Source organism: Coleofasciculaceae cyanobacterium (genome assembly GCA_036703275.1).
GTDB lineage: Bacteria > Cyanobacteriota > Cyanobacteriia > Cyanobacteriales > Xenococcaceae > Waterburya.
The window spans coordinates 144,228-165,573 of record DATNPK010000096.1 but is presented as its reverse complement, the minus strand read 5'-3'; the positions used below and the strand labels follow the sequence as shown (position 1 = coordinate 165,573).

Sequence of the window (21,346 nt, the reverse complement as noted above, 5' to 3'; positions counted from 1 at the left end):
AAAAATAATTTTTAAATTGGCGATTCAGATACATTACGTAAAAAGTTAGGTAAAAATTTATCTGGAGCTATATATTGATGATAAACATTACGATTTTCCTGTTTCATTATCTCTAATTCCGCTTCAGATGTTGTTTCAAAATGTTCTAAAATATAATCTCCAATTTTTTCGATAGATTTTACTGAAACCTTGACTAAATGAAGCTTGTTTTCAAAGAGAATAACAATATCTGTATCAATTACAACTGGTATACGTCCCGCATTTAAAGCCATGTAGAATCGTCCTGAGTAATTGCCGGTACCTCTGACACATAATACATAGTCACATTTGCTGATGTTGTCTACAAATAAGTTTTCTAGCTTAATTCGATTGCTTTCATCTTTATTGTAATAACTTTGCTGGGGGTTAGTGACATCAAAATAGCTATTTATACGTCGATCTATAGTTAGTAATTTTATTGCAGTTTCCCGAAGCTTGAGACTCATTCCTTCTCTCAATCTTATATCGATTTTACGAGATATTTTTCCTGACGATAAAACTAATTTGGCTGTCTGTATAGGTAATAAGACTTTTCCTATTTGTGATAGTTTGCCAATTGAAGATGTAGTTCCACAAAAACTAACTGCTGGTTTTTTTTGTTTTGGCAATATTTTTAATAAATCCAAGCTACTTTTGGTTCTAAAGTTGCTCCAAAAAGGACATTCTGTTTCAAATGTTTGTTTTAAGCTTTTATATAGTCCACAGCGTAAAATTTTTGCAGTTGGTATATCTAAAAAAACATCAGAATCGCAAGTAGCATCAATAATCAGTGGTTTTTGATATTTTTCTGCTTGATAAGCAGCGTCGTATACAGAGTTGTCAAAAGCTAAAGTTTCTGGATGAAAAGCTTTTCGAGGATAAATAGCTACCTGGCAGTCTTGAATTGAATTAACTTCAGTATATTTATTTTCAGTAATATATTCGGCAAATATTTTATCTCGGTTTTTAGGTCTAAGTGACCATAATATTTCGACACGAGTATCTTGAGAAGCATTAAAAGTGAATATTTTCATTTTCCAATTGCTTAAAGTAAAATTTAGATTATCAATGAAAAATATAGTTAACCAACTATACAGTTAATTTAGGTTTAATGCAGCTAATACGTTTATATTAATTTGGCTAAAGAAAAGATGTTTTTGCCTTAATTTAAATATAAGTTTTAATTAAGGTCACTTGTGATTTATTAACAAATTACGCTAATAAAATAAATATTGTTTCATTTGTAACCTTCAAAAAAGAAATTAAATTAAGTTAAATAAAATGTATAAGTAATTCAACAAAATCATACTAAGTCAGCTTTAACTATAAGTAAACGTAAATTAAGCCAAAATTTCATTGACGCTTTAAAAGTAAAATATTTTATTTTAATTGTTCTTACTTTAAAATCAAACACATATCATCAAATAAAACTGAAAATACTTTGATTAAATTACCCTGTTTTATAAACGTATTAAAAATTGCTTTTACCAATTATCAATGCCAAATTAATAAAATCAAGTAGTCAATTATAGCTATATCTGATACAATATGTCGTGTCCTTTCGTCAAAAAATGAAGCTATGTAAGTAAATTTTTTGACTTGTTATTGTAAAAATCTCTGACGATTAAATTATCTAAATTATTGCAATATTAGCTTAGACATCAAAATTTAATATATTACCAAAAATTATACACTTTTAACAATTCGAGCTAGTAAGAATTTATAACAATGTCTGATCGCATAGTAAATAAAAAATCTTCTGGTTTGTTCCTCGTTTGGAAAAAATATCAAAGAAGACCCGAAGTTTTGGCATCTCTAATAAACTGCGAACTAAAATTTATTCCCCATTTATTTAAAAATAAATATTTGCGTCCGCTTGATTATTTAATTAAATTAATAGTAAGCGTTAAAGATATCTGGCTCAAAAAACCTGATTTTGTTGTTGCTCAATGTCCTCCTACTTTTAGCGCACTTGCCCCTTGGCTCACCAAGACTCCATACATGATTGATGCTCACAATCCATTGTTTCAAGTGGCAATGTGGCAAAATATGCCTCTGAGCAAAACCATACTCCATAATGCTTTAGGGATAATTGTTCATAATACAGAAATGTTTGATTTGGTCAAAAATAGTTATCCCTCAGCTCAACTATTTACTATTTGCGATCCAATTGAATCAATCAAACCAGCTCAACCTCAACAACGCCATCCAAAACAAATATTAGTCATTGCTTCTTTCGATCCTTGGGATGAACCAGTAGATTTATTAATTGAAACTATGGCAGCATTGACTGATTTTAATTTTATTATTACTGCCGATCCTGACAAACTTGCTTTAGAAACAGCAGCCAAACTCAGAAAATTAAGTAATGTTAAGCTTACTGGTTTTTTGGCAACAGCAGAATATCATCAAGTGTTGTGTTCTAGTTTGGCATCCTTGGTTTTGACTACCAGTGATGCAACTCAACCTAGTGGCGCTTGTGAAGCTTTATCTTCTAATACTCAACTAGTTATTAGTAAGACATCATTAACTGAAAAATTGTTTGGAGAATGGGCAGTGTTAGTCGAAAATTCTTCAGAATCGATAATTAACGCGATTAAAGAATTATCCCTCAAAGAAATGGATTTAAGTGAGTATCGTAATCAATGGAATATGTCAGTCAAACAAAAAATTGCTGAACTAATTAAATTTATTGATTAGTTATATATTTCAACGTCTGGGTGCGTTATCAAAAGCATGAGCGATCGCCTTCCAAGCCAGCTTCCGATTTAGTCGAGCGTCTAAAGGTAAAGGTCGCTGGAAAGTGCCATCTGGACGGAGTTTGTCTTTTGTCCAAGTATAGCGATCGCTTAGACCCCAAGTAGCTACAGCAACTACCGCTGGTTCATCTAGAGCAACAGAAAGAAAATCACTATAGGCACGGGCAACAGCGCGATCGCGACTGGCAATATCTCCTTGGAGAAATCTATCTCTTACATCTAGCTCAGAGATAATAATTTTCAAGTCTAAATCAGCCACATCTTGGAGAAATTGACGCAACTTTTGAGGACTGAAATCATCATTTCTAGTGGCATCTAAATGAGCCTGAATACCAAAAGCATGAACTGGAGTTCCCTTAGCTTTTAAATTTTCTAGCAGTTTTAATGTAGCAGTTCTTTTAGCTTCATCTTCTGCAATATTGTAATCTAACCCAAATTCGTTATAGGTAAGCATTGCTCGGGGATCGGCTTGTGAGGCAATTTGAAAAGCAAGATCGATGTAATCTATACCTAGAAAATCGAGCCAATTTAAAGACTTTTTGTCATTTATACCACTTATCTTTGTATCTCGGAATCCATCACCTCGACCATCCTCAACGTTAATTGCTTCATTGACTACATCCCAAGAATGAACTTTACCTGCATATCTTCCTACTACAGTTGCAATGTGATCGGTAAGAATATTTTCTATTTCTTGAATAGTCATACTAGGATTATTAAATTTGTCGAGCAACCAATCAGGGGTAGTGCGATACCATACTAAAGGATGCCCTCTTAATAACATATTGTTATCGGCGGCAAATTGAGCAAAATAGTCAGTTGCAGTAAAGTCGTATGTACTCTCGCTGGGACGAACACCGCCCCAATTCCAGTAAAAACCAGTGACTAATAGACGACACTCTTCTACAAGCTGAGATTGAAATAGTGGATCTTCAACAAAATCCTGGTATCCCGCCTGAGGAAATGCTCCATATAACAATCCTTGGGCAGCAGCGCGATCGCCTAATGGTGTTGTTCCAACTGCTGAAAAATCTTCTTTCAGGTCATCTGTTTCCAAAGTTCGCTGTTTTTTGAACTTGAACTTCCGCGCTGTTACCAAAGTAGCCAAAACTGCTAAAGCGCTTAATCCAAGTAGAAAAGCTCGTCTTGGTATTGATTTACGTTTTTTGGCCATATATCTGAAGTTTCTATATTAGAGCTTAGATCTAAAGTAATTTAAGGAGTCAAAGTGTTGTTTTAAGACCAACTTAAATATCTTTCCTTCTTTTTGCTAACGATCTGTAATCCAACTGTCGTTATTACATATAAAAACCAGGTATAGCCAGGGGATATAATTGAGGTTTGAGAAAGGTTGCTCACGAACACAAAAGTTAAAATGATTAGAGGTAGAGCTGATTCAGGGCTTCGATTGCTAAATATTAATCTCATTGCCCTATTAATGTTACCTAAAAAAGACAAAGTAAATAATGTAAGTCCGATCAAACCCACACTCAAAAAAATGTCTAAAAATCCATTATGAGCATGAACTGCCCAATCTCCAATCAAACGGAATACTTGGGCAGCAGGGTTATCTGAACCTTGCCAGGGTTGCCAAAAACCAGAATATCCATAGCCTAACCAAAGGCGTTCTCGAACAATTTTTTCAATTAATAAATTCCATAAAGGAACTCTTCCTGTAAAAGTCACATCTTTATCTAATAGAGACATCGTATTGCTAAAGTTGCTGAATAACCAGATACTTGGTATGGTAAATACTGACAAAATAAATGTAAACAAAAAATTAGCTTGTAAAAAAGTTAGCCTTCTAAATATTGGCGGAATAAATACAATTACTATTAAAGAAAGAAAAACTATAAATGCTCCAGCGGAATTAGCTAGTTGCATAACAGTAATGCTTAGAACACAAAACAATAGCGATCGCTTGAGATATTTTGGATTGTGAATAGCGTTTAGTAACCATAACGTAGCAGTTAATGCCATCATATTACCTAAATTAATCGGATGACCAATAGCTCCTGCCCACCCCTTTTCTATTTGTCCTTCCGAAGGCACAAAGATAGATAGATAGACACTAAAAATAGCTACAAATGTTTGATTCCAGCGTAATAATTCAAGAATTTGTCGCCAATTATACTTCTTGGCAAAGTAAACTGCAAAACTGCTAATAAGTATTAAAGATATTGCTGCTCTTAAAGTTAACCAGGGAGTTGCTGACCAGCAAGCTGAAAAGAATGTTAGACCGAGATATATGCTTAGATACTTTTGCTGAAAAAGAATTATTATATTTGACAGAATTTGGCTGATGCGAACTCTTAAAAGAATAAATATAGCAGCATATACCAGCAACAAGAAAATCGCTGAAAACAGAGTTTTCTCATGAGTTCCTAAAGAAGCAAGATCTAAATGAGAAAAAGGAAATGTTGTAACTCCAGATACAACAAATAAAAAAATATAGACGGCTAATTTTTCAAAAATAGAAGTTATAACTTTATCTTTTGTAAGATAAAATAGGATAATAAAACTAGCAGCTAAACCAATTAGTACTGCCCCTAAGATAGGCGGATATAAAATAAGGTCTTTCATAACAAGTCTGGCTTCAAAGCATCTTTTTTACACTAGAAAATCGTTTTCCTTAGCTAAATCCATAAATTTATTAATGTTATGAAAATCTTTAAAGTTATTTCTCAGCCATTGTTCATTTTTATTCCACCATTTAAATTTTTGAAGAAACTCAATGGTTTCTCGATCGAATTTATAACGAATTAGTTTGGCAGGTACGCCACCGTAGATAGCATAAGGAGGTACATCTTTAGTTACAACTGCTCCGGCAGCTATAATTGCACCGTTACCAATATTAACTCCTCCGAGAATCAAAACATTATTGCCAATCCAAACATCATTACCAATCTTACATTCTGGCATTTCTTCAACATAATCTCGATCGGCAAAAGTAAATCCAATTTGCTTTTTGGTTGAAAAAAAGATTGGATGACTAGAAACAAAATCTCTAGTTGGGTGTGCAGCTAATCCGATTGTACAATTAGCTCCGATACAACAAAACTTGCCGATAGAAGTTGTATAAATAGTTGTATTTTCTGAAATATAGCTATAAGAATCTATCTGAGATTCTACTACTAAAGATTTTTTATCTATTTTGATATTTTTGCCCAAAGAAGAATTTCGGCTGATAATTGCCAAATATCTTTGCTCTATTTGAGGATATCTCAGTTTGTTACGCCACCAATTGTACACATAATGTAAATGTTCTAGAGTTGGATTATTAAGCCTATTTCTAAGTAAAGTCAAAAAGCCAGATATCTTTAAATCAAACATTTTGAATAAATCCTATTGACTAGCTATTTTTTTTCTGAGCTTTATAATTTTTTGCTTAATACGTATCATAATATTTGTTTCAATATCAAATCTTTTTTTCTGATTTAATCTATCAGCTTCCCTATTTCGAATAGTAAAAGGTGGATGAAGCAGAGGAAAATCCATTGCTTCTATTGGTAGATTGGCAAAAGGACTATCTTCTAGAGTATGAGTTCCTTCTAAACCAAAGCCAAGATTAGAAATTAAGTTTCCTTTAGGTACAATAGCAAAACCACTTTGCATCCAGCAACAAAAAAGCCAACGATAAAACCAACTATCCTTATTTCCCTCATACGTAAGCTGGAAATATTTTGACCAATATTTAGCAGCATTTACATTTGCTAGTTTATCTGGCAGAAAGTTAGTATCTTTAAATTTTGACCAAAGTTTCATCTCAAAATCAAAGTATTGCCAAGCTCGTTTCCAGGTCGCCCACCCCCAACAATCGTGATAACAGGAATAATAATAACTATAGTCAGTTACTTTAGCTCCAAACTGAAAATTAGACCCAGCAACAGACATAACTCGCCGATCGTAGCGATAATACTCTAGTAGCTCTTCACAATAGCGAAAAAAAGAAGGATGGGGAAAACAATCATCTTCCAAAATAATGGCTTCTGCCACTTGCTCAAATACCCAACTCAAACCGCTAGAAACTCGTTTAGCACAGCCTAAGTTAACTTGTGCATAATTCTTCAATACATCGCAATCCCAATCAACCCGATCTATAATTGCCCTAGTAGCAACACACTTTTCAGCTTCTCCAGGTCTGTCTGGACGAGGAGCATCGGCAATGACAAAAAGCTTAGATGGTCTAGCCCGACGAATTGCCTCGAATACTCTTTCGGTAGTATCAGGTCGTTTAAAGATTATAAAAGCAACTGGAGTTTTGAGCTGAAAGTTAGCCATCTTAATTTTCCTCTGAAGTTTAGATAAAACTAATTATTTTTTGAACTTTACTAGCAGAAGAAGACATCAAAGCCGAGAATTGACCTAATGAAGAGTCATTTATTTTTTGAAAGTTTTGAACTTCTTCTTCAAAGGAATTACCCTGATTTTTAATCGTAGTTTGCAAAGTTTCGGTAGCATAATTATATAGTTCTAAATCGAGTTTATTTTTTTCTTTTATTAGCTTTAATGTTTTTTGAGGAATCAAATTGTTAGAAGGTCGTTGTTTATTTTTGTTTTTGACCTTGTAAAAAATATTTTTCCAACCAAAGGTCTTTTTGAGTAGCAATAAGGTTTTGTCAAATTCTTCTACTATGCCAACGACAGCGAAGTTTTCCCTCAAATTTCTTTTTGCTCGCTCTAGGGTTTCACGGGTGCATTCACTTCCTTTGATATCTAAATTACCTTCTCCAATATTTTTGGCCAGAAATCTAGTTTGGTAATTATCTTCGCCAGTCCAGTTAACAAAATCCTCTATAGTTACCTTCTCTTCTAAAAGCTTTTGGCCAAGTGGATGACCTTCTTTTTTAAGCAAAAAATAGTAGTTAGAAATAAATCGCTCGACGGGATTGCGCAATAAAGTAAAGTAGGCACAGGATTCAGGCAACAACTGATGCCATCCCCAGAAGGTATGACCCTTAATTACCCGCACTTGCTGTTGCTGAGTAGGGGTAAGCTTTTGTATTCGGCTTATTTGTGCTGCGTTTTCTACAGGAGTGTGAATTGTAACAATTTTTCCCGAGTTATACTGGCGTTCAATAATTAGATGAAGTGTTGTACCTGCTGTCTTAGGAATGTGCAGAAAAACGATAGTTTGTCCTTGGTTGTAATTGGTCATAAATACAATCGTATATCAATAATATACAGTAAGATAATATACCGTGAATTAATAGTGTAAGCAAATTTACTTCAAAAGAGCTTGTTTAACACGATTTAAATAAATTAGGTTTTGGCGGATACGAAATGGAACGAACAAGGCTTTATATAACAGAATGCTATTGCTATAAATAGGAGGGTAAAAAATACAGGATCCGTGAGATGAAATAGCATATGAGATTACAGTAGCGATCGCTGCTCCAATACCTTCATAGTTAGGAATTAACCAGAAATTTAAAATTATATTAGATATAGCTCCTAATGAAGTTGCCACAAAGTTAAATCTAATATAATTTTCAGCCATTAGCCATTTGCTACGAGCAATACCTAAAAAGACAAATGGGCTTGCCCAAATATGCAAGGCTAGTATTGTTCCTACCTCGGCATATTCTTGACCGAGCAAAGTAGTAGCCACAATATCTGAGACAAAAGTCATAGGAACGGCAATCATCAAAGAAAGCCAAGCCATCAAATCATATAGCCGCTGTATTTTATTCTGATATTCTTGTTGGTTTTTTAGTTTAGCCTGAATTAGTGCAGGAAATATAGAAGAACAGATTGCTGTAGAAATAAAATAACAGGGTTCGGATAGTTTAACTGCTGCTGCGTAGTTACCTACGGCTCGATCTCCTGTCATATTACCCAGCATTACCTGATCGATCTTCATGTAGATCAAAATCATTACGCCAGACAAAATTAGCGGCCATGAATCTTGGAGCAATTCTATCGCTTTTGAACGACTAACCTGCCAGCGGAAAATAGATTGACGGCGTTGATGATAAACCCACACCATGCCGATCGCTTTAAAGGCAAATTCTGCCATATATACCCAGGCAAATGCCATTAAAGGAAATTTACTGAAAATCAATACTAGTTTAATTGTACTAGTCAAAATTAATTGTCCACTTCTGACTAAAGCCATTGGTCTGGATAAGACTTTTGACTGAAACCAAAAGTCGATAGTTTCAAAGGCGGTAAAACCCAAACCTGCCCCAATAATTAGAGTCATCCAGCGAATTTGACTATCATTATTGAAAGTCCAGATACCAATACCAATCAAAGCAGCTGTGAACAAAGAGCCAACTAACTTCAGCCAAAAAGCTGTCCCCAATATTTCCTGGGTAAACTTTTCTTCTTTGACTAGATTGCGGACGACAATTTGATCTAGACCCAATTTAGCGATCGCGCCTAGTAAACCTGCAAAGCTAATACTGTAGCTTAATTTTCCATAATTGACTGGACCAAGATATCGCACTACATTGATGCCGACAAAAAGAGACAGAGTCATCATGACAATGCGTTCGGCGGATAACCAACCTATGTTAGAGATTATCTTCCTGAATCCTGGGCTTAATTTTTCATTGAATGATTTTAATTTGTTAAGCATTTGAATTTTGAAAATCAATCCCATTTGTCCCACGTTTCGGGGAATCATTAGCAATATTTCACATCAATCTTGAATAAAGATTTTGAGGTAAATAGCTAACTGATAATTCTTTAGCGGCCGCTTTTAACTGCTTCAATTGTGCTGGATTATCTAACACTGCGGTAATAATCTCGATTAGATGCGGATAGCTATCGAAAAATAAGCTACAGTCCTGAAATTCTGAAGAAACATTGTATTCCTTGGGTAAGATTCCTGGTTTGGCTGCCCTAAGCATATTAAAGATCATGCCAGACTCTTTCGTTTTGCCATACACTTCAGTACTGTTTTTGTTAATAAACTGATTGTTGAGCAAAAGATCGCAATTTGCGATCGCCTGGTCGAATTCTTGGCCGTAGACAAATGAATCGCGATAATGAACCTTATATCCAGAATCAATTAAATTAGCAATAGCTCTACCCATTGATTCTTTCTCGCGATCGCTAACGTATCCCAGAAGTTCTAGATAAATGCGATCGCTTAAAGTCTGGGAGTTTTGCTGTAGCGCTTTAAATAATCCTAGATAATCTCTTTTAGCTTGAGTAATAACTCCAGGTATGCAGATAGTTAGAAGCTCATTTGATTGAGAATTATCTTCCATTCCTTCATAGATCGCAAAGGGAAATACCGTGATTGGAGACTTGCATGAATACTCTAGTAAAGCTTCTTTCTGTCCTTGACTATGAACTATAAGTTGTAGCCGATAATTTTGTTCATATTGAACCAGCATTTTTTTCCTAATCGGCCTATAAATTAAATAGTCTACAGCTGCACGAGCCACAATACGTGAATAAGCCCTATTTTGATCTTTGTTCTTTAAGCTGGGAACTAAAGTATTAATAGCTCTGCTGAAATTATCTTTGTACCATTCTTCACATTGGTGAACGTGGAAAAATATTTCTTTAGTCTGAGGTTTAAATTGTGAGAACTCAAAATAATTATCAAATATAGTACAAACATGTATCCGATCGAAAGCGATTTTTTCCAGATCGCCGAGCAATTTTTTTAAAGATTGCCCTCGTTCTAAGACTACTAAACTAGAGTTATTTGGCAAGCCATTTTCTTCTAGAGCTTTCTGTATTGAAGGCAAAGTGTAGACAATTATTTCATTGTTCAGATTGCTGGCATAAGTTTTTAGTAAACCGTTGACCGCTGAATAATGGTTGGGTTCGCTAACTTCAATAATTCCAATAAGCATAACTATGACGACTCAACAATATCTTAAATAATCTCTAAACACTCAGTAGAAATAACTAGTTAATCCTAACCTACCAAAAATAATTGAATACTAGCAAAAAATCAACCTTATTCTGACTATCTTTGTATTCGTTTGAAGTGAATTGTTCGCTAAAAAATCCTATTTTTGGTTCAGTTTTTTTGCCCAAGTTTTAGATTCAGAAATTTGACCGATTGGCTATCGACATAATCATAAGTTTATTGTATTATGGCAAAAAATTTAAAGTAAATATACTTAGTAGTAATCACCTAAAATAGTATAGTAGAATTAAAAATTCCTGAGTCATTAGTTAGAGCTTCGTTTTGAACTTATTGGACAATCACAATTGAAGAATTAAATTATGGGTGTAGCAATTATTACTGGTTCTGCTGGATTAATCGGATCAGAAGCGGTCAGGTTTTTTAATAACTTGGGAATGAATGTTGTTGGCATTGACAATGATATGCGTAAGTTTTTCTTTGGGGAAGAAGCTTCAACAAAGTGGAATCGCCAAAGATTAGAAAAAGAACTCGATAATTACCAGCACCGTGAAGTAGACATACGAGATTACGACAAAATCAAAGAAATTTTCCAACATTATGGCAACGATATTTCTTTAATCATTCATACGGCAGCTCAACCGTCTCATGACTGGGCTGCTCAAGATCCTTTCTCGGATTTTACGGTTAACGCCAATGGTACACTAAATCTTTTGCAAGCAACCCGTGAATACTGTTCTGATGCCGTTTTTATCTTTACATCTACTAACAAAGTATATGGAGACCTGCCTAATTCTCTGCCCTTGAAAGAATTAGAAAAACGCTGGGAAATTGATTCGGCTCATGAATACCATGTGGGAATACCAGAAAACATGAGTATTGACCAATGTAAACACTCTTTATTTGGAGCTTCCAAAGTTGCTGCTGACGTCCTAGTTCAAGAGTATGGACGCTACTTTGGTATTCGCACAGCTTCATTTAGGGGCGGTTGTTTAACTGGACCAAATCATTCAGGAACAGAGCTTCATGGATTTCTAGCTTACTTAGTAAAATGCACCGCCATTGGTAAACCATACACTATTTATGGTTACAAGGGTAAACAAGTCCGCGATAATATTCATTCTTCAGATTTAATTGCTGCTTTTTACGAGTTTTATAAAAATCCTCGGGTGGCTGAAGTTTATAACATTGGTGGTGGCAGAGAAAGCAATTGCTCGATGCTAGAAGCAATTGAAGTGGCGCAAGAGCTTTCAGGGAGAAAACTGGATTATTCCTATACTGATGATAACCGTAGTGGCGATCATATTTGGTATATCAGCGATTTATCAAAGTTCAAGTCTCATTATCCTCACTGGTCGCTCAAATACAACATTCACCAAATCTTATCCGAAATTTACGAAAGTGGTGTAGAAAGATGGAATCACAAATGATTAATCTAGGAAAATATTCAATATTAGGCATCAACATTAATGCTGTTAATTACGATTTTGCGGTATCAGCAATTACCGCAGCAGCTATAAAGAGAAAACCTTGTTCGGTCAGTGCTTTGGCGGTACATGGTGTAATGACTGGATTTTTAGATAGTACTCATGCCAGACGCTTAAATGGTCTAGATATTGTTGTACCAGATGGACAACCTATACGGTGGGCGCTGGCTTGGCTATATGGAAAGCATCTACCTGACCGCGTTTACGGACCAAATCTAACTCTTAAGGTGGCTGAATCTTTTACCAAAGAAAGATTGAGCATCTATCTTTATGGCAGCAAGAGAGAAACTTTGGAAAAATTCGCTCAAAACCTGAAACGACTCTATCCTGGATTCAAAATTGCCGGAATGGAGGAATCTAAATTTAGACGACTCTCTGACTCAGAGCGTTTACAGCTAGTTGAACGAATTAAAGCATCTGGAGCTAATGCAGTATTTCTTGGGTTAGGTTGTCCTAGACAAGAAACTTGGGCTTATGAGTATCGAAATTTGCTGAACATACCAGTATTGGCTGTCGGGGCTGCTTTTGATTTTCATGCTGGAACATTACCTCAAGCTCCTAAATGGATGCAAAATGCAGGCTTAGAATGGTTTTTTCGCTTAGTTCAAGAGCCTAAAAGACTTTGGCAGCGTTATGCAATTCTCAATCCACTTTACGTTTGGAATATTTTGCAGCAATATTTAGGATTGAAAAAATTTGTGCCTACTATGCCTAATGGGAAGGAAAAGATTGAATCTTATGGCTAAAAACAATTAGAATCTTGGTAAAATATTAGGTAATTTTTAGTAATTTTGTTTCGAGAGTATCTAAAAGTAAAATTTCGAGTAAGCAAAATAATTTATTAGCCAGGGTTATTTTATTTATTAACAATATATTTTATATATTTACCAAAGTGTAAATATATAATTGATCTATCAAATATTTGTTTTATACACCTCTTGAATCTACAGTCAAGCAGGCTTTCAGAACTCCTTTTGCCCATAGCAGCGATCGCAAGTTAATTGTTCACTGTTGTTATCATAAAGTTGGTACCGCTTGGTTTATTCGAGTATTAAGCAGTATTTCTCGATATTATGGTTTGAAGTTTCAAAGCTGTACCCAAGATAATCTCAAAAGAGATACCAATATCTTCATGGAGTACATGAGTCGGGTTGATGTGACTAAGCTTCCTGACTACATTGGTTCTCATATGATTAGAGATCCTAGAGACATAATCATTTCAGCTTATTTTTACCATTTGTGGACCAAAGAAGAATGGGCGCATATTCCTCGCCAAAGCTTAAATAACCTTACTTATCAACAGTATTTAAATTCATTAAATCAAGAAGAGGGGTTGTTAGCAGAAATGCAAGGCACTTCCAAAGAAGTAATTGATGAGATGTCTAACTGGAATTATAATAATCCTTGTTTTTTAGAGTTTAAATACGAGAACATTCTTCATAACGAGTCTGCTGTTTTTTACCAGATTTTCAAACATTATCAATTTAGTGAAAAAGCAATTCAAAATTGTCTCGAAATTGCTGAAAGATTTAGCTTCAAAAACAAAAGTAAGCTTCAACTAGGAAGCATTCGTAAAAAATCTCACCTGCGTTCTGGTCGGACACAAGAGTGGAAAGAAATTTTCACGAGTACGCACAAACAGCAGTTTAAAAAACTATTTGGTGATGTTTTAATTAAATTAGGTTATGAAACCAATAATGATTGGTAGAAAATCGGCTGATAAATTGGGCTTATAGATTGGATATTAAGAAAGTTAAACATTAGCGATCGCCTCGCTGTCGAGTTTGGCGATTACACCAATATACAAACCATCGGTTTAACTTAAAATCTCGCTCGAAGTTAAATTGCTACTCAAGCCTGGCATACTAATAAGATTTTCTAGCCTTAGTTTCCCGATAGTTAGCCACAGATTCTACTAAGCCAATACCAATAAAGCTAGACAACAAAGAAGAACGCCCGTAACTCATCCAAGGCAAAGGAATTCCCGTAATTGGTGCTAATCCGATGGTCATACTAACATTAATCACAATTTGAAACCCAATTATTGACAAGATTCCGATCGCCAACAAAGAGCCAAAATTGTCTTGGGCAGTAGATGCAATCCAAATTAAACGGATACAAATCAACCAAAATACTAACAGTAAAATAATACAGCCCAAAAAACCGAACTCTTCTCCCACCGCCGAGAAAATAAAGTCTGTATGCTGTTCGGGAATAAAATTAAGCTGAGTTTGAGTTCCTTGATGCCATCCCTGTCCCCAAAGTTTACCTGCACCAATGGCTATTCGCGATTGAATTAAGTGATATCCACCGCCTAGAGGATCTTGTTCTGGGTCAAGAAACATAACTAGTCGTGCTTTCTGATAGTCCTTGAGCAAGCTCCAGAAAAAATTGCCCAACTCTACTGCACCCAAGTTAATCGTTACAGAACTAAGGGTCGAAACAACTTTACTAGGCAAAGTTAGCCAAGCTATTCCCGCCACGATCAAAACCCATAACACCCAGCCTGGAAGATAAACATGATATAAAATGGCAGAAACCAAGGGAGAAATCATGATAATCAGCCATCCCATCTTAACATTTGCCCAATACAGCATGGCGATTACCATTGCCCCAAAAACCAAAGAAGTACCCAAGTCTGGCTGTAAAAATACTAACCCCCAGGGAACAGCTGTGATTATCAAGGTTCTCACCATTGTTTTTAAATCTGCTCCATTTTGATTATGGAGCAAGGCTGCTAGGGTAATAACCACAGCGATTTTGGCAAACTCCGAAGGCTGAACGTTAAAGCCGGCAATATTAATCCAGCTTTGCGCTCCATTCGCCGTAACCCCTGTTACCATTACTGCTATCAAAGATATATTGGTCAACGCATAGATTACCCAATGCCAACGCAACAACAGTTGATAACGCCAACGAGAAACAACTAAAACTATTACTAATCCTAGTATGCTAACCAGCCAATGTTGATAGCTATAGTTGTGTTCTCCAGGAGGTTCGGTACTGTAAATAGTAAATCCCCCAAATGTAGACAAGCCAATGATTAGCATTAGCAATAGCCAGTCTAGCTGTCTCCAGGAATAGAGCAACAACAATGCTTGTTGTCCAATGTATGTCGGCTGAGATTTTGAAGTAGTTGATTTTCTAGTTTGAGAGCGAAGTTTAATCACTTTATTAGCAATAAATATAAAATCTGAAAAAATTGTCTGAGCTTACTGCAATGAAACTACTAAGCAGTTTAATATTTAATTACCAAAGAGGCCGCACATTACTGTCGATCCTACTGACTATTTGAATTTTGGCAAGCTAAACCTGGTGAATTCGTCTACTCAATGTCCCAAGATTCAAGCAAATGTAACTATTGGGATTGCTGACAATTTAATCCCTAACTTTCAGAATACTGAATATATCAATCTGACAAGATATAAATTGATGATGTCAAACTTACAACCTCAGTCACACAAATTTGAATCCACTAATTATTTTCAATTTGAAGCAGATTTTGTTGGTTCTCTCCAGTGCATTCCGATGCAGGTAAGAATGAAGCTAGATAACTGTGGTGTCAAACTGAAACTGGCACATTGGAATCAATTGAGCCAGATAGAACGCCACGCACTAGTAGATATGCCCTGCACCGATCAAGCAGAATGTCAGATCTACCGTCAATTTCTGCAAAATTTGATTACGGTTAAAACTGGTCAACCTGCTCAAAAATTAGCGATTAATCCTAACCCACCGTGGCTAGACGATACAAATATCCCCAGCAGTGTAGTCGAAAAAGCACAGGAATGCCAAGTCAATCTATCATTAGAGCAGTGGTCTAACCTGACTCCTGTCCAGCGTTTTGCCGTAATTAAACTTAGTCGTCCCAGCCATGAAAATAAAAACTTCATTCCTGCACTTCAAGAGTTTGGTGTCTTGTCTATTAATTGAAGCAAAAGCGCGATCGCACTATGTTAGATTTAGCTATTAAAGCTTAACTTAAAATACTTCAATCAAACTAAAAGCTATATTGCAAAATAACTATCGACAAACTATTAGTACCTTGACGCCGACAAAAGGAAAGTTTTCAGATGAATCGATCAATGATAATCTTAAAGATGGCAAAATTTTACACTTTTTTTAAGATTTTACCTGCCATATAAAACAGCTAACCACCAAGTAGATATAAAAAAATGGTAGCCACCACCAATAAAACAAACACTGGTAAAATTACTCAAATCATCGGTCCTGTTCTAGATGCCGAGTTTCCTAGCGGAAAAATGCCTCGTATTTATAACGCTTTAAAAATACAGGGTAAGAATCCTGCAGGACAAGACGTTTCAGTCACTTGTGAAGTGCAACAACTACTTGGTGATAACCAGGTTCGTGCTGTTGCTATGAGTGGTACTGACGGATTAGTGAGAGGCATGGATATTGTCGATTCTGGCGCACCGATTAATGTACCCGTAGGGAAAGGTACTTTAGGCAGAATTTTCAACGTGCTAGGTGAACCTGTAGATGAAAAAGGACCTGTTAATACAGATCAAACTTTTCCTATCCATCGACCTGCTCCCAAATTTACTGAGTTAGAAACTGCGCCAAAAGTATTTGAAACTGGTATTAAAGTTGTTGACTTACTGACTCCCTATCGTCAAGGTGGGAAAATTGGTTTGTTCGGCGGTGCAGGCGTTGGCAAGACCGTTATTATGATGGAATTGATCAACAACATCGCGATTCAACATGGCGGTGTATCTGTCTTCGGCGGCGTAGGAGAAAGAACTCGTGAAGGAAATGACCTTTACAATGAGATGATCGAATCCAACGTTATTAATGCCGATAATCCCGAAGAATCAAAAATTGCTTTGGTTTATGGACAAATGAACGAGCCACCTGGAGCTAGAATGCGCGTCGGTCTATCAGCATTAACTATGGCTGAATACTTCCGCGACGTTAATAAGCAAGACGTATTGCTATTTATTGATAATATTTTCCGCTTTGTTCAAGCTGGTTCTGAGGTATCAGCGCTGCTCGGTCGTATGCCTTCAGCGGTAGGATATCAGCCTACTCTTGGTACTGACGTGGGAGATTTGCAAGAGCGTATTACTTCTACCAAAGAAGGTTCAATTACTTCCATTCAAGCAGTGTATGTACCTGCGGATGATTTAACCGATCCTGCTCCTGCAACTACCTTTGCTCACTTAGATGGAACTACAGTATTATCTCGCGGATTGGCTTCCAAAGGTATTTATCCTGCGGTAGATCCCCTAGATTCTACTAGCACTATGCTTCAACCAAGTATTGTGGGTGAAGAACACTACAACACGGCTCGTGCGGTTCAGTCGACTTTGCAAAGATATAAAGAACTGCAAGATATTATTGCCATTCTTGGTTTAGACGAACTTTCTGAGGATGATAGAATCGTAGTCGATCGCGCTCGTAAAATTGAACGCTTTTTGTCTCAACCTTTCTTTGTCGCAGAAGTATTCACAGGCTCACCTGGTAAATATGTGACTTTAGAGCAGACTATCCAAGGTTTCCAGGCTATTCTAAACGGCGAATTAGATGAATTGCCCGAACAGGCATTTTATTTGGTGGGAGATATTGAAGAAGCAAAAGCAAAAGCAGAAAAGTTGAAAGCTGCTTCTTAGAGTCGGTAGTTAGTAAATAGTTACTAACAAATACGGGGAGCGCTCCTTTCTCAGCTATCAGTTATTAATCAACTTTGATTGATTGCTGATAGTGAGAGAGTTACTTGGCAAAGTTTCTGAGGAGACGGGGATTGATTAAATAGTTGATAATTAATATTCAAAAAAATGGCGTTAACTGTAAAAGTAATTACTCCAGACAAAACAGTTTGGGATGATAGCGTAGAAGAAATTATTCTACCCAGCACCACTGGTCAGCTGGGAATTCTTTCTGGTCACGCGCCTTTGCTTACGGCTTTAGAGGTAGGCGTAATGCGTGTCCGTCCCAACAAGGAATGGAAAACGATCGCTTTGATGGGTGGTTTTGCCGAAGTAGAAAATGATGAAATTAAAATTTTAGTCAACGGTGCAGAACTAGGTGACAACATCGATCGAGATACTGCTCGCACCGAATATCAAGAGGCACAAACTAGATTTCAAAAAGTTGAAAATAGCGCAGACCGTCAAGAGAAAATTCAAGCTGAAAATTCAATGAAAAGAGCGAGAGCGCGTCTTCAAGCCACAGGTGAAGTGGTTTAAATAATCAGGATGAAAGATAAAAGATAACCAGCAACATTAAATGCTAAATTATTTTTAGCTAAAAACGGCAAGAATCCTACGACTTGTAATTTATAATTCAAGTGTAGATGAATTGCCGACAATATTTGAATTTGTGTAAGCGATTCGTTGTATCATAGTCTTAATCTCTGATAAGTCTACAAGGTAATGACTTGGGCTGTTAACTCGAAGAACAGAGACGCATAAGGAAGTAGATTAGGCACCGAACCTGACCCAGCGAGCGCTCATAAACTACGATCCAACAGTGCAAAAAAGTAACTCTACCTTCGGAACGAGGGAGTAGCCTATTGTCTTGGAGTAAGACCAGTCTGTGCTTGCATGGGATGGCATCTAATTGGGTAGGAAGCTATTCTTGTAATCTTTGATTCAAGAATGGTAGTTCACTCTGCATGATTTATATAGCAAGTGAATTATAGATTAGAACGTTAGTTATAAAACGAGCTATTGGCTATTAGCTTATTGGCGCATAGGCCCTAAAGGATATGCCCTAAAGGATTCACGGATAAACCGCACTCCGCCCTTCGGTCTCGAAGCGGTATGCTTTAGCACTAGCTGAGTCCTTCGGACTTGCTTCGCAAACGCGCCGCGCGATGCACCGATATTAGCTTTTGAGCGACGTGTCTTAACTTTTGCTTTAAGTGCTATAGATTATATCCAAGCAAAAATTTAAGTAAAAAATAAAGGGCAGTAGTAAGATTTAACTCTGCCCTTTTATCTGTAATTTAATCCCAGAGAAAAGATAATTTCCAATTTTGAAGCTTAAATTTCAAATATCATTCTCTGCTTAGCATTTAGTTAGTTCCAGTAAAGACAACGTTGGGGAACTTGCTTTGAGCCTGGGTCATGGGAGTGGTCTTACCCCTTTCGGTCCAGAAATTGATCACCTCTGTAGCTTGGTTGAGGATGTCAATGCTCTCTGATTCTTCAATCCAATGCTTAGCTTCTAATTCGTCTTTAAGCTGTTGCCAAGCGTCGTTACGAGGCCAGAAGTAATAAGCCGTCAAGGGACTCGTACCCTTTCCTACTACCTGATCTACTGCGATCGCCACATTTTTATCTAACCACAAAACTTTTAATTTAAACCTTGCCTCTGACTCCAATTAAGCCTCCAATAAATATTTAAATAAATATTTTACATAATTAACCAATGATAATTATACAAGAAAGCGAACATGAATAGAAATCAATTAATCGCAATTGTTGTTTTTGATATAGATGGCGTTATTAGGGATGTGGGAAATTCTTATCGTAAAGCGATCGCTGATACCGTAGAAAAGTTTACGGATGGTGCTTGGCGACCAACGATAGAAGACATGGATCAGCTCAAATCAGAGGGAATTTGGAACAACGATTGGTTAGCATCACAAGAACTAATTTATCGTTATTTTGAAGCAATGGAGCGAACTCGTGAATCAGTTGGTCTAGATTATGACCGCATTGTGGATTTTTTTCAAGAACGTTATCGTGGCAAACACCCTGAGCTTTTTGACGGGTATATTGCTAATGAACCTTTGCTAGTATCTCCTGGCTATTTTGAGCAGCTAAATAAAAATCAAATCAGTTACGGCTTTTTTAGTGGTGCAACCAGAGGTTCGGCAGAATTTGTGCTTAAACAGCGTTTGAAGCTAGAAAAACCAGTTTTAATCGCCATGGAGGATGCCCCTGGCAAGCCCGATCCCACAGGAATGTTTGCTGTTTTGACTCAAATTGAAACCACTCCAGGCAACATTCCCGTATTTTATTTGGGAGATACGGTGGCAGATATGTATACCGTAGTCAACGCTCAAGAAATTCAACCAGAACGTCCTTGGGTTGCTGTAGGAGTTCTGCCTCCTCATTTACGAACTTCAGAAGTTAAACAAGCTGATTACGCTCAAAAGCTGATGGAAGCTGGTGCAGAAATAGTTTTGAGCAACCTAGAAAAACTAGATTTGAAGCTGATTAGCGAACTAATAAGTTAATCGATCAATAGACAGTATCTTTTTGGCGATCGCTTTTCTTACTATGATTCGATTCAAACTCTTTACGTCTTAATCGCAACTGAATGTCTTCAAGTAACTGGCGATTTACTCCCATCAAATCGGCAATTAGACCAAAGAGCCAAAGCTGAACTCCAATGATAATTAACATTGCAGCTAGAATCAAACTGGGAACACGGGGCTTAGCGGGATTATCGCCAATAATGCCCCAAAAAAGCAGCAGCCAACGACAACAAAGTAGAAAGCCGAAGCCAAAAGGCACACTACCCAGCATCATAAAAAACTGAAGCGGACGATAGGTCATAAAGATCCGCACAATGGTGACAATAGAATGCTGGATGTAGGCGGTAATGCTCTTGACTAACCTAGAAGGACGTAGATAACCATTAATGCGAATAGGCACTGAGGTAACTACCAAACCCCTTTGACCAGCTTGGATAATTGTTTCTAAAGTATAAGTATATTCATTAAAAACGTTGAGCTTTAAAGCAGCTTCTCGACTCATTGCCCGAAAACCACTAGGAGCATCAGGAATATTAGTCTTGCTAGCCAGACGAACCACAGAACTACCTAGCTTTTGCAGCAACTTCTTGATTGGGGAAAAATGAGGAATGTCAGGGATTGGTCTGGCACCAATCACTATCTCCGCATTACCTTCGAGGATCGGCGCGATCAATTTGGGAATATCTGCTGCACAATATTGATTATCGGCATCGGTATTAACAATAATATCTGCTCCCGCTTTGAGACAGGCTTCGATCCCAGCCATAAAGCCTCTTGCCAGACCGTGATTAGACCGTAAATCGACGATATGATCCACTCCACAAGCCTGCGCTACTTCTAGAGTGCGATCGCGACTACCATCATTAATAATTAGCCATTCTACTTGGTCTATGCCTGACAACTGGCGGGGTAGCTCAGACAAAGTTAGCCCAAGAGTTGCTTCCTCGTTATAACAGGGAATTTGAATAATCAGCTTCATATCTTTAGTTCTAAACAAAAACCGTCAATTGTTTGGTAGGAT

General features: G+C 36.8%; 19 protein-coding genes. 8 read left to right on the top strand and 11 right to left on the bottom strand.

The annotated features are described in order from the left end of the window. Nucleotides 1-11 precede the first annotated feature (11 nt). Entirely contained in the window at nt 12-1,052 is a 1,041-nt protein-coding gene (locus tag V6C71_20005) for a hypothetical protein (protein HEY9770741.1), read from the bottom strand. A gap of 694 nt (nt 1,053-1,746) precedes the next feature. Between V6C71_20005 and V6C71_20000 the strand changes: the two genes are divergently transcribed. Then, nucleotides 1,747-2,718: a glycosyltransferase gene (locus V6C71_20000; protein HEY9770740.1), complete on the top strand. Its 972-nt coding sequence runs from the start codon at nt 1,747-1,749 to the stop codon at nt 2,716-2,718. A 9-nt stretch (nt 2,719-2,727) separates the two neighbouring features. Here V6C71_20000 and V6C71_19995 read toward each other — a convergent pair whose 3' ends face one another. The 7 genes from V6C71_19995 to V6C71_19965 form a co-directional block, all read right to left on the bottom strand. Beyond that, nucleotides 2,728-3,951: an endo-1,4-beta-xylanase gene (locus tag V6C71_19995; protein ID HEY9770739.1), complete on the bottom strand. Its 1,224-nt coding sequence runs from the start codon at nt 3,949-3,951 to the stop codon at nt 2,728-2,730. Nucleotides 3,952-4,013: 62 nt separating this feature from the next. Next, complete coding sequence (locus V6C71_19990) at nt 4,014-5,360, bottom strand: O-antigen ligase family protein (protein ID HEY9770738.1); 1,347 nt, start codon at nt 5,358-5,360, stop codon at nt 4,014-4,016. A gap of 27 nt (nt 5,361-5,387) precedes the next feature. Further along, nucleotides 5,388-6,110 (bottom strand): CatB-related O-acetyltransferase, encoded by a 723-nt coding sequence (locus tag V6C71_19985; GenBank protein ID HEY9770737.1) that lies wholly within the window; start codon nt 6,108-6,110, stop codon nt 5,388-5,390. A 12-nt stretch (nt 6,111-6,122) separates the two neighbouring features. After that, a complete protein-coding gene (locus tag V6C71_19980; protein ID HEY9770736.1) occupies nt 6,123-7,058 on the bottom strand; it encodes a glycosyltransferase family 2 protein in 936 nt (311 codons plus the stop codon). A gap of 19 nt (nt 7,059-7,077) precedes the next feature. Beyond that, nucleotides 7,078-7,935, bottom strand: coding sequence for a sulfotransferase family 2 domain-containing protein (locus V6C71_19975; GenBank protein ID HEY9770735.1), 858 nt, complete (start codon nt 7,933-7,935; stop codon nt 7,078-7,080). Nucleotides 7,936-8,001: 66 nt separating this feature from the next. Further along, the gene (locus V6C71_19970) at nt 8,002-9,408 is read right to left on the bottom strand and encodes a flippase (protein ID HEY9770734.1); all 1,407 of its coding nucleotides are present in this window, start codon (nt 9,406-9,408) and stop codon (nt 8,002-8,004) included. Nucleotides 9,409-9,418: 10 nt separating this feature from the next. Beyond that, nucleotides 9,419-10,594 carry a hypothetical protein gene (locus V6C71_19965; protein ID HEY9770733.1) on the bottom strand — a complete coding sequence of 392 codons (1,176 nt, stop codon included), beginning with the start codon at nt 10,592-10,594 and terminating at the stop codon, nt 9,419-9,421. Between the two features lie 379 nt (nt 10,595-10,973). On the opposite strand from V6C71_19965, the gene V6C71_19960 reads away from it, so the two are divergent. The 3 genes from V6C71_19960 to V6C71_19950 all read left to right on the top strand — a co-directional run bounded on the left by V6C71_19960 (nt 10,974) and on the right by V6C71_19950 (nt 13,806). Next, nucleotides 10,974-12,041 carry an NAD-dependent epimerase/dehydratase family protein gene (locus tag V6C71_19960; protein HEY9770732.1) on the top strand — a complete coding sequence of 356 codons (1,068 nt, stop codon included), beginning with the start codon at nt 10,974-10,976 and terminating at the stop codon, nt 12,039-12,041. Then, complete coding sequence (locus tag V6C71_19955) at nt 12,026-12,844, top strand: WecB/TagA/CpsF family glycosyltransferase (GenBank protein HEY9770731.1); 819 nt, start codon at nt 12,026-12,028, stop codon at nt 12,842-12,844. The genes V6C71_19960 and V6C71_19955 overlap by 16 nt, the downstream gene beginning before the upstream one ends. 176 nt (nt 12,845-13,020) lie before the next feature. Then, nucleotides 13,021-13,806 (top strand): sulfotransferase domain-containing protein, encoded by a 786-nt coding sequence (locus V6C71_19950; GenBank protein ID HEY9770730.1) that lies wholly within the window; start codon nt 13,021-13,023, stop codon nt 13,804-13,806. 157 nt (nt 13,807-13,963) lie between these two features. Here the strand turns inward: V6C71_19950 and rodA are convergent, their stop codons facing one another. Further along, on the bottom strand, nt 13,964-15,268 hold the full coding sequence (gene rodA / locus V6C71_19945) for a rod shape-determining protein RodA (GenBank protein HEY9770729.1): 1,305 nt from the start codon (nt 15,266-15,268) through the stop codon (nt 13,964-13,966). A 145-nt stretch (nt 15,269-15,413) separates the two neighbouring features. Between rodA and V6C71_19940 the strand changes: the two genes are divergently transcribed. From V6C71_19940 to atpC, 3 genes are all read left to right on the top strand, one after another. Continuing rightward, complete coding sequence (locus tag V6C71_19940) at nt 15,414-16,031, top strand: nitrate reductase associated protein (protein HEY9770728.1); 618 nt, start codon at nt 15,414-15,416, stop codon at nt 16,029-16,031. Nucleotides 16,032-16,273: 242 nt separating this feature from the next. Next, the gene (atpD, locus tag V6C71_19935; GenBank protein HEY9770727.1) at nt 16,274-17,728 is read left to right on the top strand and encodes a F0F1 ATP synthase subunit beta; all 1,455 of its coding nucleotides are present in this window, start codon (nt 16,274-16,276) and stop codon (nt 17,726-17,728) included. 165 nt (nt 17,729-17,893) lie between these two features. Next, on the top strand, nt 17,894-18,304 hold the full coding sequence (gene atpC, locus V6C71_19930) for an ATP synthase F1 subunit epsilon (GenBank protein ID HEY9770726.1): 411 nt from the start codon (nt 17,894-17,896) through the stop codon (nt 18,302-18,304). 830 nt (nt 18,305-19,134) lie between these two features. On the opposite strand, the gene V6C71_19925 is transcribed toward atpC, so the two are convergent. Next, nucleotides 19,135-19,443, bottom strand: coding sequence for a 30S ribosomal protein PSRP-3 (locus tag V6C71_19925; GenBank protein HEY9770725.1), 309 nt, complete (start codon nt 19,441-19,443; stop codon nt 19,135-19,137). Nucleotides 19,444-19,515: 72 nt separating this feature from the next. On the opposite strand from V6C71_19925, the gene V6C71_19920 reads away from it, so the two are divergent. Then, nucleotides 19,516-20,304, top strand: a complete 789-nt coding sequence (locus V6C71_19920; protein HEY9770724.1) for a TIGR01548 family HAD-type hydrolase — start codon at nt 19,516-19,518, stop codon at nt 20,302-20,304. Nucleotides 20,305-20,308: 4 nt separating this feature from the next. Here V6C71_19920 and V6C71_19915 read toward each other — a convergent pair whose 3' ends face one another. After that, nucleotides 20,309-21,304, bottom strand: coding sequence for a glycosyltransferase family 2 protein (locus V6C71_19915; protein ID HEY9770723.1), 996 nt, complete (start codon nt 21,302-21,304; stop codon nt 20,309-20,311). Nucleotides 21,305-21,346 lie beyond the last annotated feature (42 nt).

What these genes read in the sequence shown, in the direction of transcription:
- V6C71_20005 (HEY9770741.1), bottom strand. Translation starts at nt 1,052, where the DNA reads ATGAAAATATTCACTTTTAATGCTTCTCAAGATACTCGTGTCGAAATA.
- V6C71_20000 (HEY9770740.1), top strand. Translation starts at nt 1,747, where the DNA reads ATGTCTGATCGCATAGTAAATAAAAAATCTTCTGGTTTGTTCCTCGTT.
- V6C71_19995 (HEY9770739.1), bottom strand. Translation starts at nt 3,951, where the DNA reads ATGGCCAAAAAACGTAAATCAATACCAAGACGAGCTTTTCTACTTGGA.
- V6C71_19990 (HEY9770738.1), bottom strand. Translation starts at nt 5,360, where the DNA reads ATGAAAGACCTTATTTTATATCCGCCTATCTTAGGGGCAGTACTAATT.
- V6C71_19985 (HEY9770737.1), bottom strand. Translation starts at nt 6,110, where the DNA reads ATGTTTGATTTAAAGATATCTGGCTTTTTGACTTTACTTAGAAATAGG.
- V6C71_19980 (HEY9770736.1), bottom strand. Translation starts at nt 7,058, where the DNA reads ATGGCTAACTTTCAGCTCAAAACTCCAGTTGCTTTTATAATCTTTAAA.
- V6C71_19975 (HEY9770735.1), bottom strand. Translation starts at nt 7,935, where the DNA reads ATGACCAATTACAACCAAGGACAAACTATCGTTTTTCTGCACATTCCT.
- V6C71_19970 (HEY9770734.1), bottom strand. Translation starts at nt 9,408, where the DNA reads ATGATTCCCCGAAACGTGGGACAAATGGGATTGATTTTCAAAATTCAA.
- V6C71_19965 (HEY9770733.1), bottom strand. Translation starts at nt 10,594, where the DNA reads ATGCTTATTGGAATTATTGAAGTTAGCGAACCCAACCATTATTCAGCG.
- V6C71_19960 (HEY9770732.1), top strand. Translation starts at nt 10,974, where the DNA reads ATGGGTGTAGCAATTATTACTGGTTCTGCTGGATTAATCGGATCAGAA.
- V6C71_19955 (HEY9770731.1), top strand. Translation starts at nt 12,026, where the DNA reads ATGGAATCACAAATGATTAATCTAGGAAAATATTCAATATTAGGCATC.
- atpD (HEY9770727.1), top strand. Translation starts at nt 16,274, where the DNA reads ATGGTAGCCACCACCAATAAAACAAACACTGGTAAAATTACTCAAATC.
- atpC (HEY9770726.1), top strand. Translation starts at nt 17,894, where the DNA reads ATGGCGTTAACTGTAAAAGTAATTACTCCAGACAAAACAGTTTGGGAT.
- V6C71_19920 (HEY9770724.1), top strand. Translation starts at nt 19,516, where the DNA reads ATGAATAGAAATCAATTAATCGCAATTGTTGTTTTTGATATAGATGGC.
- V6C71_19915 (HEY9770723.1), bottom strand. Translation starts at nt 21,304, where the DNA reads ATGAAGCTGATTATTCAAATTCCCTGTTATAACGAGGAAGCAACTCTT.